General features: G+C 34.5%; 13 protein-coding genes. 3 read left to right on the top strand and 10 right to left on the bottom strand.

Translation table 11 applies throughout. The annotated features are described in order from the left end of the window. Nucleotides 1–54: 54 nt before the first annotated feature. The 8 genes from sufC to BMZ09_RS13960 form a co-directional block, all read right to left on the bottom strand. Nucleotides 55–816, bottom strand: coding sequence for a Fe-S cluster assembly ATPase SufC (sufC, locus tag BMZ09_RS13995; RefSeq protein ID WP_090841725.1), 762 nt, complete (start codon nucleotides 814–816; stop codon nucleotides 55–57). Nucleotides 817–821: 5 nt separating this feature from the next. Further along, a complete protein-coding gene (locus tag BMZ09_RS13990) occupies nucleotides 822–1,169 on the bottom strand; it encodes a hypothetical protein (protein WP_090841723.1) in 348 nt (115 codons plus the stop codon). 15 nt (nucleotides 1,170–1,184) lie between these two features. Next, the gene (gene sufB, locus BMZ09_RS13985; protein ID WP_090841721.1) at nucleotides 1,185–2,633 is read right to left on the bottom strand and encodes a Fe-S cluster assembly protein SufB; all 1,449 of its coding nucleotides are present in this window, start codon (nucleotides 2,631–2,633) and stop codon (nucleotides 1,185–1,187) included. Nucleotides 2,634–2,652: 19 nt separating this feature from the next. Continuing rightward, entirely contained in the window at nucleotides 2,653–2,982 is a 330-nt protein-coding gene (locus BMZ09_RS13980) for a HesB/IscA family protein (RefSeq protein WP_090841719.1), read from the bottom strand. A 108-nt stretch (nucleotides 2,983–3,090) separates the two neighbouring features. Further along, a complete protein-coding gene (locus tag BMZ09_RS13975) occupies nucleotides 3,091–4,161 on the bottom strand; it encodes a cytochrome-c peroxidase (RefSeq protein WP_090841717.1) in 1,071 nt (356 codons plus the stop codon). 2 nt (nucleotides 4,162–4,163) lie between these two features. Beyond that, complete coding sequence (locus BMZ09_RS13970; protein ID WP_143067829.1) at nucleotides 4,164–4,928, bottom strand: MbnP family protein; 765 nt, start codon at nucleotides 4,926–4,928, stop codon at nucleotides 4,164–4,166. A 4-nt stretch (nucleotides 4,929–4,932) separates the two neighbouring features. After that, nucleotides 4,933–6,288 (bottom strand): hypothetical protein, encoded by a 1,356-nt coding sequence (locus tag BMZ09_RS13965; protein WP_090841713.1) that lies wholly within the window; start codon nucleotides 6,286–6,288, stop codon nucleotides 4,933–4,935. A 59-nt stretch (nucleotides 6,289–6,347) separates the two neighbouring features. Next, on the bottom strand, nucleotides 6,348–7,907 hold the full coding sequence (locus BMZ09_RS13960) for a choice-of-anchor B family protein (protein ID WP_090841710.1): 1,560 nt from the start codon (nucleotides 7,905–7,907) through the stop codon (nucleotides 6,348–6,350). Between the two features lie 173 nt (nucleotides 7,908–8,080). On the opposite strand from BMZ09_RS13960, the gene thiL reads away from it, so the two are divergent. Further along, on the top strand, nucleotides 8,081–9,130 hold the full coding sequence (thiL, locus tag BMZ09_RS13955; protein WP_090841708.1) for a thiamine-phosphate kinase: 1,050 nt from the start codon (nucleotides 8,081–8,083) through the stop codon (nucleotides 9,128–9,130). Here the strand turns inward: thiL and BMZ09_RS13950 are convergent. Both BMZ09_RS13950 and BMZ09_RS13945 read right to left on the bottom strand, forming a co-directional pair. After that, nucleotides 9,127–9,405, bottom strand: coding sequence for a hypothetical protein (locus BMZ09_RS13950; protein ID WP_090841706.1), 279 nt, complete (start codon nucleotides 9,403–9,405; stop codon nucleotides 9,127–9,129). The two genes, thiL and BMZ09_RS13950, sit on opposite strands and share 4 nt — an antisense overlap. 101 nt (nucleotides 9,406–9,506) lie before the next feature. Continuing rightward, nucleotides 9,507–10,280, bottom strand: coding sequence for an alpha/beta fold hydrolase (locus BMZ09_RS13945; RefSeq protein ID WP_090841703.1), 774 nt, complete (start codon nucleotides 10,278–10,280; stop codon nucleotides 9,507–9,509). Nucleotides 10,281–10,373: 93 nt separating this feature from the next. Between BMZ09_RS13945 and BMZ09_RS13940 the strand changes: the two genes are divergently transcribed. Both BMZ09_RS13940 and brnQ read left to right on the top strand, forming a co-directional pair. Continuing rightward, nucleotides 10,374–11,921, top strand: a complete 1,548-nt coding sequence (locus BMZ09_RS13940; protein ID WP_090841701.1) for a serine hydrolase — start codon at nucleotides 10,374–10,376, stop codon at nucleotides 11,919–11,921. Nucleotides 11,922–11,923: 2 nt separating this feature from the next. Further along, on the top strand, nucleotides 11,924–13,225 hold the full coding sequence (brnQ, locus tag BMZ09_RS13935; protein WP_090841699.1) for a branched-chain amino acid transport system II carrier protein: 1,302 nt from the start codon (nucleotides 11,924–11,926) through the stop codon (nucleotides 13,223–13,225). The last annotated feature ends 23 nt before the right edge of the window (nucleotides 13,226–13,248 follow it).

Here is a 13,248-nt window from a genome sequence, read left to right as displayed (position 1 = left end):
TAAAATATTGTGTAGTTAGTTTAGTTTGTCTTTGAAAACTAATACTGATTACTACTAATTATTTTTAGCGTCTTCTTCTTCTTTAATCCAGTCGTAACCTTTTTCTTCTAACTCATGCGCTAGTTCTTTTCCTCCGGATTTAACAATTTTTCCATTGTATAAAACGTGAACAAAATCAGGTACTATATAATCTAATAAACGTTGGTAGTGTGTAATAACTATTACAGCATTATCCTTGCTTTTTAGTTTGTTGACTCCGTTAGCTACAATACGTAAAGCATCGATATCTAATCCAGAATCAGTTTCATCAAGAATAGCTAATTTTGGCTCTAACATTGCCATTTGAAAAATCTCGTTACGTTTCTTTTCTCCTCCAGAAAATCCTTCGTTTAAAGAACGTGACAAAAATTTACGATCAATTTCTAAAAGCTCAGATTTTTCACGGATTAATTGCAGCATTTCTTTAGCTGGCATATCCTCTAAACCTTTTGCTTTTCTAGTTTGGTTAATTGCAGTTTTCATAAAGTTAGTAACACTAACTCCAGGAATTTCTACTGGATATTGAAAAGATAAAAACACACCTTTATGTGCACGCTCTTCAGCAGCTAAGTCTTCGATGTCTTCATTGTCTAAAAGAATGTTACCATCCGTTACTTCGTATTCTTCTTTTCCTGCAATTACAGAAGCTAAAGTACTTTTTCCAGAACCATTTGGTCCCATGATAGCATGTACTTCTCCTGCTTTTACTTCAAGATTAATTCCTTTTAATATGGACTTGTCTTCAACACTTGCGTGTAGGTTGTTTATCTTTAACATATTACTTATTTTCCTAGTTTGATAACGTCGTTTTTATTTTGAGCTAAAGCTTTTACGCTGATAACTTTATTTATTTTTAGCTTATATGGCCAGCCTTCTTCTTGGTCTCCCTTCGGAACTAACTCGCCTATCACCTCAATTTCCACCATGTCTGTTGGTGCTTGTTGAAAGGCTTTAGCTTGGGTAATAATTTGGTCAACCTTATTATTTAAGATCACACCATGAATTACATTTCCCATTTGAAAAACAGCAGCATCTTGATAATATACAAAGCCGCCTGTATAGGTTTGTTCTTCGTTTGTTTTACAGCTAATAAAAGCGATAAACATAAAAAGAATTGCTAATTTTTTCATTTCAATTACTATTTATTAACCTACAGATCCTTCTAAAGAAATTTCCAATAATTTTTGTGCTTCTACAGCAAACTCCATTGGTAACTTATTTAAAACATCTTTACTAAAACCATTTACAATTAAAGCAATTGCTTTTTCTGTATCAATACCACGTTGGTTACAGTAAAATATTTGATCTTCTCCAATTTTACTTGTAGTTGCTTCGTGCTCTATTTGAGCCGTTTTGTTTTTAGCTTCGATATATGGAAATGTATGTGCACCACACTCATTACCCATTAATAAACTATCACATTGTGAGAAGTTACGCGCATTGTCTGCACGACTTCCTATTTGTACTAATCCTCTGTATGAGTTATGTGATTTTCCTGCAGATATACCTTTAGAAATAATAGTTGATTTGGTGTTTTTACCCAAATGAATCATTTTAGTTCCTGTATCTGCTTGTTGGTAGTTGTTAGTTACTGCAATCGAGTAAAATTCTCCTACAGAGTTATCTCCTTTTAAAATACAAGATGGGTATTTCCAAGTTACAGCACTTCCTGTTTCTACTTGAGTCCAAGAGATTTTTGCGTTTTTCTCGCATAATCCACGTTTTGTAACAAAGTTGTAAACACCACCTTTACCTTCTGCACTTCCAGGGTACCAGTTTTGAACGGTTGAGTATTTTATCTCAGCATCATCCATTGCAATCAGCTCTACAACTGCTGCGTGTAATTGGTTCTCGTCACGACTAGGTGCTGTACAACCTTCTAGGTAAGAGACATAACTACCTTCGTCCGCAATTAAAAGTGTGCGTTCAAACTGTCCAGTTCCTCCTTGGTTAATTCTAAAGTATGTTGATAATTCCATAGGACATCTAACGCCTTTTGGAATATAACAGAACGATCCATCACTAAAAACAGCACTGTTTAAAGCTGCGTAAAAATTGTCTGTTGTTGGAACAATACTTCCTATATATTTTCTAACTAATTCTGGATGCTCTTTTATAGCCTCAGAAATACTCATAAAAATGATACCTTTTTCTGATAACGTTTTTTTGAATGTTGTTGCTACTGAAACTGAATCTACTACAATATCCATTGCAACGTTATTCATCTTCTTTTGCTCATCAACAGAGATTCCTAATTTTTTATACATCGCTAATAGATCTGGATCTACGTCGTCTAATGTTTTATTAGGGTCAACCGCTACAGGAGCAGAGTAATAAGCTATGGCTTGAAAATCTGGTTTTTTGTAGTTTACATTTGCCCAATCTGGCTCTTTCATTGTTTTCCAAACTTTGAAAGCTTCTAATCTCCATTCTGTCATCCATTCTGGCTCATCCTTTTTCTTAGAAATAGCACGAACGATGTCTTCATTTAAACCAATAGGGAATGTTTCAGATTCTATATCTGTAAAAAAACCATATTCGTATTCTTTGGTTTTTAATTCTTCTCTAAGGTCGTCCTCTGTATACTTTGACATATTTTGTCTGTAAGTTTAATTATAATGAAAAACTTTCTCCGCATCCACAAGTACGGTTGGCGTTTGGATTATTAAACACAAAACCTGTTCCGTTTAATCCGCCTGAATATTCTAAAGTGGTACCAATTAGGTACAAGAAACTCTTTTTGTCAACAATGATTTTTACATCATTATCTTCAAAAACTTTATCCTCATCTTCTTTTTCTTTGTCAAATTTTAAATCATAAGACAAACCAGAACAACCACCACTTTTCACACCTACGCGAACGTAGTCTGTGGTTGCATTATAGCCATCATCAGTCATCAATTCGATAACCTTTTTTTTAGCTGTGTCAGAAACTTTTATCATACCTGTTAATTAGAATTTATCTAAATAGAGTGCAAAGATACAACATCAGTCGCTTTTTTCAATAGCAACTAACATTATATTAGCATATGGTTTTATAGGTTTTTCTTATTACTGAATAAAATCAGGATTGTTAATGAAGCTTGGATCTGATAATGATAAAAGAAAGGCTTTTAAATCGGCTTTGTCTTGCGGGTTTAAATTAACACCGCCTTGATTAACTTTTTTCATCAAAGGGTCAATTGTAGAAGAGTTTGTAAGCCCTGTGCTGTAGTGGTTAATTACGTCATCTAAAGTTGCAAATCTACCATCGTGCATGTAAGGTGCTGTGTAGGCTAAATTACGTAATGAAGGAGATCTAAATTTACCGTTATCGTTTGGGTTTCCTGTTACTGCTCCAAAACCTAAATCTGTAAAAGTAGCATCTAAACCGTTGTTATGAAATTGGTTGTCTGTCCACAATGGATTGTTTGGATTGCCATGACAATGGAAGCAGTCGCCTCGTTCCTCATCCATAAATATGGCTAATCCATTTTCTTCTTGTGTGGTCAAATTTACTGTGCCATTTGAAAATTGATCAAATTTAGAATTTCCGGAAATCAATGTGCGTTCAAATTGTGCAATCGCTTTTGTTACAAGTTGTCTAGTTATTGTTTCAGTGCCAAAGGCTTGTTTAAATAATAAAGGATACTGGTCGTGGTTGTTCAGTTTTGCTTCAATAGGTTCCCAGCTATCATTTCCTAATTCGTTAGCATCAATTACAGGTTCTAAAGCTTGATTTTCTAATCCTAAAGCGTGACCGTCCCAGAAATATTTATCATCAAAATTCCATGCTAAATTAAATAAAGGCATGCTGTTTCTGTTACCAGGAATTCCTGTTACACCGCTACTAAATTGATTAGGGTCTGTAAAGGCATTTTGTGGCAAATGACAACTAGCGCAGGCTTTTGTATTGTTTACCGAAAGGATGTTGTCAAAAAACAAACGTTTACCTAATGCGACACCTTCAATAGTTAAGGTATTACTTAATGGGATTATTGGATCTATAAGTTTGGTTTGGAAAAGTACTGGTATTTCTAATTGATAAGGAATAGGGATGTAGTTATCCTCAGGAGTATCTTCCTTGGAATCACAATTAAAAAGCATTACGCAAAGCAAGCTATATAGTGGCCAAAATTTCATGTTTATTGTGTTGTTTCACCTAAACTAAAAACACTCAAAATATTTTGTTGCATCATTTTTTGTGCGTCGTAATTTGGCATTAAAGGTGTGTCTAAAACATTTAAATCCCAAGTGTTTGGGTTTTTAAACAATTCAGCGATATTCATTTTAATTTCAATAGTTGTATTGTTTGAAATGGTTATTGGTGCATCAAATGTAATGACTGCAAAATTGTCTTCAAAAACACCATCGCTAACTCTTGCAGTTCCATTATGAAAGTTAAAAGGAGACGGGTTTGCAGTATCTACATTGTACATACCATCAAATTGTAAAAAGTGATAACCGCCACCAAGCATTGCTGGCCAATTCCATGATTCTGAATTTAAATCTTGGTATATTCCATCTGTATTATCGTCTGCGTTAAAACCCCAAACAAACTTTAAATTGTATGTTCCGGATGGGATTGTGTTGACTACTGGTGTAAAGTTATATGTTGCATCGTCAGATAAGTCCGTTAACTTATAGCCCTCAAAGATGTATGTTTCTCCTGCAAGATTTGTTAGTTCAAAATGAGATGTTAAGTATCTAATTCTGTTAATAGTTATAACCTCTCCATTAGCATTTGTAAGTGTTTCGGTTTCTAGGTTGGTGCTGTTTATAAAAGTGCTATCCCAATGATGTGTGAAATTAAAGGTGACTTCTGGGATTGTAATTGTAGTGTCGTCAATATCCTCGTTACAAGCAATAATTAGCAATGCTAAGGTTAAAAGTGAAACAATTTTTTTCATGTTTTTAATTAATTTCAATTAATAGTAAGTCTGTAAAACCCTTGTTTTCATTGATGTTTCCGTCGTTGCTGCTGGATTCTCCTACTGCTATTATCTTTCCGTTATTTAATTCGGTTACACTATAAGCAAAATCGACATTAGAACCGCCAACGGTTTTTTGCCATTTTAAATTTCCAGTGTTGTCAATTTTAAACACCCAGGCATCATTTTGACCTTGGTTGCCCGTTAAGTCTCCCGAAGCACTTCTAGAACTACCACTAATAATATAGCCATCATCGTTAGTTGTAGCGATATCCCGTCCAACATCAAAACCTTCGCCTCCGTAAGTTTTCTCCCAAAGTAATTCGCCATTAGGCGACACTTTAATTACCCATACGTCTGCAGCGCCGGAATTAGAGCTAACATCTGTATTGCCTCCTCTGGTGTCTCCAATAATTAGATAGTTTCCGTCTGAAGTATTAATCACTGCTCTAGCTTCGTCAATTTCTGTAGTTCCAAAAGATTTTTCCCATAAGGTTTCTCCTGTGTTTGACGTTTTAATAATCCAAAAATCGTAAGAACCTATATTGTTGCTAATGTCTGTGTCTTCGCTATCAGAAGATCCAATTATAATAAAGCTATCGTCGTTAGTTTGAATAGCATCATATGCGGTATCCGAAAAGAAGCCTCCAAAGTATTTGCTCCATTGGATGTTTCCTGTAGGGTCTAATTTTAAAGCCCAGTAGTCGCCACCTGCATGTTGTACTTGGCTGGATCTTGTATTACCAGCGCCTCCAGATGATGTCACATCTAAAACACCCGTTATAAAATAACCACCATCATTAGTTTGTATAATGGCGTGTCCAGTATCTATTCCAGAATAGCCATAGGTTTTTTCCCAAAGTAGGTTTCCTTGGGCGTCTAGTTTTATAATCCAAAAATCTTCTTGTCCATTGTTTGCTGTAACATCACCATCAGTACTATACGTAAACCCAATTATAGCGTAGCCACCATCTTGAGTTTGGATGATGTCATGACCTCTTTCGTCATTGGTACCTCCAAAAGTTTTAGTCCATTCTAAAGTTAGATCTTCGTTATATTTTAAAACCCAAACATCGTAGCTTTCATCAGTCTTTGTGGTAATATCTCCATCCATGGATTGTGTGAATCCTAGAACAATACATCCACCATCTGTTGTTTTTGCTACTGCTTGACCGCTTTCGTTTTTTGATCCTCCTAATGTTGTAACAGTCTCTAAGTTACCTTGGGCTAATGTATTTGTAGCGGGTTCTATTTCTTCTAAGGTTTCATCTTTACAAGAGAAAAACAGGACACTAATAGCGGTTAAGGTTATAGCGACAATATTTTTTAATTTAAACATCTGTGAATTGCTTTTTCTAACTATTAAAAGGCTTTGGTTTTTACCCTCTAAGTTTTTGTCTATTTATTGATTACTAGTTTTTTAGTAGTCGTGTTGTTTATTTTTACTAAGTATAATCCATTAGATAAATGCGTTGTTGGTAAAACGATACTGTCTTGATTAATATTGTTTTTAGAAAAAAGCTTTTTACCAATCACATTGTACACCTCTACAGAAGTAATAGTTTGACCTTTACTAGCTGTTAATTTTGAATTGGTTTTAGTAGGGTTTGGTACCAAACTAAATTTAGAGTCTAAGTTAAAGTCTTTGGTACTTAATGGATTGTTGCTTGCTCTTACCACAAAAAGACCTCTTTCAATATCACTAATAATTATATTACCGCTCTCAAAATAAGGGTAGATACTCCAAGCACCATTAAAATTAGCACTATTGCTAGCTGGGTAAGTGTCAAAATAACCGGTTTCAGAATTGCTGTTATTAGTAGAAATAAGTGTAGGAATGTCTAATACACGCATCCCAGCTCTATAATTTGCTAAATAAAAAGTGTCGTCTTTAACATAACCATTATGGTCTATTGCTGCTATTGAAGCTTCGTAAGTAGTTGATAAAACAGGGTTGTCTAAATCTAACATATCAAACACGAAAGTACGTGTACCAAATCCAAAATTTTGTTCGTCTGTTTCATCTCCGAAAATAAAATATCTGTGATCGTCAGTAAACCAACCTTGGTGTGCATAACCGGGATTTGGATACGTTATTTCTGAAATAAACTGAGGGTTGTTTTTATCGGTAACATCTAAAAGTACGACTCTGTCATTTGATCCACCATTACTGGCTAATAATATTTCTCTACCTATATAACTAGAGACTCCTATTACTGTTGGACTGGTTACATTGTTATCTGTTCCGTTGTATGTAATAACTTGTGCATCGTGTGTGTAACCTTTTCCTGAATAGCTACCAACTATGGTTGGCGATAATGGCGTTGTGATATCTACAAAAACAGGTCCGCCACTGGCAGCGCCACCACAGCCTACTAAATAAGCTATGCCTTCAGACTCGTTAATTACAATATTATGGCAACTACCAATATTAATTCCGTTGTCGCCAGTAAATACTTTTACATTTCCGTCTGTTGAACTATTAGTAAAAGTTAAATCGTCATTTACACCAGATCGTAATGTGGTTAAATCAAAAATTTGCATTCCGTGACTACCAACACCATCAGCAACAATATAAGCGTGATTATTATAAACTTTAATGTCTCTCCAGAAAGAGGTGTTTCCGTTTGCGGTTTCTATTCGTCCCAGAAAAACAGGGTTAATTGGGTCGCTAATATCTACAAAAGCGGTACTGTTTGTTGTCCCGATTATGGTATATTCTTTTCCGTCTAAAGGGTCCGTCCAGCCCCATAAATCACTACCTTCTTCGTTACCCAGTGTTGTTGCTAATGTCGAAATTGGTATGCGCGATAACAAGTCATAGCCATTGCAAGGATAGCTGGTTTCTACACCATTTATTGTTTGTGTTGCAAACCCGTTAACACAAGGACTTTGTGCTAGTGTTAATTGCGTAATACATAAAAGGAGTATAAATAGTAATTTTTTTGAAATAGACATTGGTTGAGGTATTCTTAATTTTTAAGAACAAATTTAATGGAAATAGTAGTGAAATGCGTTTTTCACGTGTTAAAATGTTAAATTTTTAATAAAAATAAATTCGTTTTTTGAATATTAAGACAATTTAGAATTTTTTAGAGCTACTATTAAATTAAGCTTAGTATTTTTGCAGTATGATAGAAGATAAAAATCAACAACGTACGGATTTAAGCCAATTAGGAGAATTTGGTTTAATTGATCATTTAGCAAAACATTTTGAGGTTACCCAACAATCTACTATTAAAGCCATTGGTGACGATGCAGCTGTAATGGAGTTTGGTGATAACAGAGTGGTTGTAAGTACAGACTTTTTAGTAGAAGGTGTGCATTTTGATTTAAGCTATATGCCTTTAAAGCATTTGGGTTATAAGGCTGTAGTTGTTAATTTGTCTGATGTTTATGCTATGAATGCAGAAGCAACACAGATTACTGTATCTATTGCGGTGTCTAATCGTTTTCCTTTAGAAGCGATTGAAGAGTTGTATGCAGGAATAGAAACTGCCTGTAAAATTTATAATGTTGATTTGGTAGGAGGTGATACGACGTCATCAACCTCTGGATTAATTATTTCTGTAACAGCTATTGGTCAAGTTAAAAAAGGCGATGAGGTTTACAGAAGTGGTGCAAAACCTAACGACTTGTTAGTGGTATCTGGAGATATAGGTGGTGCTTATTTAGGACTTCAAGTGTTAGAACGTGAAAAAGAAGTCTTTAAAGTTAACCCAAATAGTCAACCAGATTTAGATGCGTATACTTATATAATAGAGCGTCAATTAAAACCTGAAGCTAGAAAAGATATTGTAAAACTATTGCAAGAATTAGAGGTTAAGCCAACGTCTATGATTGATATTAGTGATGGTTTGTCTTCAGAGATATTACATTTGTGTAAGGCAAGTAAGGTGGGTTGTGATTTATACGAAGATAAATTACCATTAGACCCTCAAGTAATCTCTACAAGTGAGGAGTTTAATATGGATAGCACAACCATTGCTTTAAGTGGTGGTGAAGATTATGAGCTATTAATGACGATCTCTCAAGAAGATTTTCCAAAAATTAAAGCGAATCCAAATTTAACCGTGATTGGTTTTATTACAGATCAAGCTTCTGGAGCACACTTAGTAACTAGAGGTGATCAAAAAATTGCATTAACAGCGCAAGGTTGGAATAGCTTTGATAAAGACTAAGACGATAGTTTTAATGGTGCATTTTTTAGTGCTTGTGCAGCAAAGCGTTTTTGCTTGTTTTTGTGTATGCGCTTTAGTACATAATTAATTTCTCTATATTTTGGCGTTAACTCTGTTAAGTTTCCTTTACTATTAGTAGTCATTTCTTTTTTGCAATGACAACATTGGTATTCTTTAACGTGATAAGTGATTTTTTTACTGACCTGAAAGTTGTGTCCGAATACGGAGCAGTATAATTTTCCTTTAAGAGATTGTTTTTGTGGTACTTTGTGCATGATTCGTTTTTTTGTTAGATTTTATACATTTTGTAAAAATCTGATATATAGCGTTTACCGAAAGTAGGATAAAAAACCAATTAAACGTCAAAAAGCACTATTTATTCGATGAAACGTATTATTGCTTGTAAGAATTCTTCTTTGTTTTCGATGTGAGACATGTGTCCACCTTCTAGAATAGTAACCGTAACACCATTTAATTTTTCTAATTGATGCAGGTCTGTTTTAGATAAAATGGGATCGTTTTTACCAGCAATAATTAGTTTTTTGCAGTTTAAATTTTCTAATGTTTTAGTTCTGTCAGTTCTAATTTTCATGCCTTCTTGTGTGGCAACGTAACCTTGAAGTGGTGTTTTTAGAGCTTCGGTTTTAATATTTTCAATAGCGTCCTCAAAACGAATTCTATTGTCTTCAAAAAACAAATTACTAATAGACATGCTAACTAAGTTTTTGTAGTTAGTCTTTGCGACTTTTAAGGCTCTGTTTCTAAGTATGATGCGTTCTTGGCTGTCTGCAAAAGGTGTCGAGTTCATTAAACACAGTCCCTCAATAGTATGCGGCTTTTTTTCGGCGAAAGCCAAAGCAACATAACCACCAAGTGAGTGGCCAACTAGCGTAGTACTTGTAATGTTTAAGTGGGTAAGTACTGCATCTACTGCATCTGCAAAGTCTTCCATGGTGTGCACGTAACCTAAAGCGTCTGTTAAACCATGTCCTAACAAATCTATAGTAATGACCTGATGTGTGCGTTCTAGACTGGCAACGGTATCCTTCCACATAGTACTGTTTTCTAAAAAACCGTGTAATAAGGTGACTGTTTTACCTTGTCCAGAAACAGAATAAGAAATGGATATACCTTTGTAAGTTAAAATCATAGCCTGCAAAGATAAGATTTGTACTGTTTTTAGTAAGTTGTTTTGATTAACTATTTACTATATTTGATTGCCTAGATTATAAACTATCAAATTATGAGATTAAAACCTTTCCTTTATACTATAGCTTTTTTTACAAGCATGACTTTGTCTGCTCAAATTGAAGAGGCTAAACTAGATCAACTTGTTGAGAGCACTTTAAAAACCTTTAACGTTCCAGGGATTTCCGTTGGTGTAATTAAAGACGGAAAAGTGGTGTATGCTAAAGGTCATGGTGTGCGCGCTATGTCTAATAAAAAAGAGATGGATAATAGCACTTTAGTTGGTGTGGCTTCTAACAGTAAAGGATTTACTTGTTTTGCATTAGCAATGCTTGTGGATCAAGGTAAGCTTAATTGGGATGATAAAGTAAGACAGCATATTCCTGAATTTAAATTAAAAGATGCTTGGGTAACGGAGCAGTTTACGGTTAGAGATTTGGTTACGCATAGAAGCGGAATGGGACTTGGTGCAGGAGATTTAATGTTTTTCCCGGAAGCCGATTTTAATGTTAGTGATGTGCTTAAAAATGTTGGTCATTTAGAAGCAGAGAGCTCTTTTAGAAGTCAATTTGCTTACAATAACAACATGTTTATTATTGCAGGAGAGGTTTTAAAACGAGTTAGTGGATTGTCTTGGGAAGAATTTATTGAAACTAAAATAATGAAACCGGTTGGGATGACTAACAGTAAAGCATCTTATAATCGTGTGACAGATAAGTCTAATATTATTGAAGCCCATACGCTTGCTGATGGTAAATTGGTTCAGATTCCGCATGATTGGAGTCCATTGGCAAATCCAGCAGGAGGGATTATGAGTAACGTGGATGATATGTTAACTTGGGCACAGTTTTTAATGAATGATGCTGTGACTGCAAAAGGCGAGCGTTTGTTAAGTGAAAAACAATTCCATGAGCTTTGGCAATTACAGACGCCTTTAAAAGTAAGTGCTAACGATAGTTATAATTCAAACTTTAAAGGCTACGGTTTAGGCTGGTTTTTAACAGATGTAAAAGGTGGTTATAAGCAAGTATATCACACAGGTGGATTATTAGGAACGGTAACGCAATTTACTATGATTCCGGATTTAGATTTAGCAATTGTGGTATTAACTAATCAGATGAATGGGTCTGCTTTTACAACGATAACTAATACTATTAAAGATAGTTATTTAGGCTACGAAGATCGTAATTGGTTAGATAAATTAGGAAGAAACAATACCGAATGGTATACATATAATGACAGTTTAAAAATAGCAGTTTTTGATCAAGTAGCTAAAATGAAAAACAGTGCTATTATTCCAAAGGCGGATGCTATTGTAGGAGCATATAAAGATGTATGGTTTGGAAAGGTTAGTATTACGCAAAGCGGAACTAATTTAAGGTTGCTTTCAGATAAATCTCAAACACTAAAAGGAAGTTTATTACCGTATAATGCCACAACATTTATTGTTAAATGGGATAATAGAAGTTACGATGCAGATTGCTATGTGCAATTTAGCTTTGACGAAACAGGTAAGGCAGTAGGTGCTACCTTAAAGCCTATTGCACCTGTAACAGATTTTAGCTTTGACTTTGAAGACTTAAAACTAATTAAACAAGACTAATTTTGAATAGAACAAAAGATCTTCTAATAACAAGCTTTGCTTTGTTTTCTCTGTTTTTTGGTGCAGGAAATTTATTATTACCACCGCTTTTAGGATATAATGCAGGTGAGAATTGGTTTTGGGTAACCTTAGGCTTTATTATTACAGCAGTGGCAATTCCTATTATAGGTATTTATGCACATGCTAAATTACAAGGGACGTTATATGATTTTGGAAAAAAAGTATCTCCAACTTTTAGTTTTATTTATTGCATACTAATTTATTTAATAGCGGTTGCTATTCCGTCGCCACGTACCGCAGCAGCAACTCATGAGATAGCGATACATCCAAATTTTGGAACCTCGCCTTTATTAACAAGTAGTATATACTTTATTTTAGTGCTGATTTTTGCCTTAAACCGTTCTAAGATTTTAAATATAATAGGTAAGTATTTGACGCCTTTTATTGTTATTATTTTATTACTGGTTATTGGTATCGGATTATATTCTACACAAATGATTACTAATCCAACAACAATGGATACACCAATTGTATCTGGTATTTTGGAAGGGTATCAAACCTTTGACGCGATTGCGGCAGTAGTAGTAGGAGCAGTAATTATAATTTCTATTAATTTAAAAACAGAGGCTTCTTTTGAAGCTAAAAAGGACCTGATTAAAAAATCAGGATTAATTGCGGGTTTTGGTTTGTTTATAATTTACGCTGGTCTTATTGCGGTTGGTGCTTCTTATGGTGCAGAAATAGACATAAACAGTAGTTTAAATAGCGATATGCAACGTGCTAACTTATTAACTGGGATTAGCGTTAAAGCGCTTGGTGCTTTTGGGTATTCGGTTTTAAGTGTATTAATTGCTTTGGCATGTTTTACTACAGCTGTTGGTATTGTAACTGGAACTGCAGATTATTTTAAAGGCTTAATTAATAATTCTCAAACCGTATATGCGGTTACCGCGACAATTGCATGTGTCTTTGGTGTTGTGGTTGGGCAATTAGATTTTAATACTATTATAGTCTATGCGTTACCAGTGTTATTGTTTATTTATCCTATTACTATTGTATTGATTTTGTTAAATGCAATTCCGAATAAATATGCTTCTAAATTAGTGTTTAGAGTGGTGGTTTTAGTGACTTTTGTTTTTAGTATTCCTGATGTTATTGGGTTTTTAAGTCCATCAGAAGGTTTAACAACTATTGTAAACTTAATTCCGTTTGCAAAGCATAGTTTAGGTTGGGTGTTACCCGCTTTAATTTTATTTCTCTTTATTAATATAATTACTAAAAAATCAAGAACACAAGCTATTTAAGGGCTTTGACGGGTAAATGTCGG

Source organism: Olleya namhaensis, from assembly GCF_900114005.1.
In the GTDB taxonomy this organism is placed as follows: Bacteria; Bacteroidota; Bacteroidia; order Flavobacteriales; family Flavobacteriaceae; genus Olleya; species Olleya namhaensis.
This window is presented reverse-complemented; position numbering and strand designations above follow the sequence as displayed.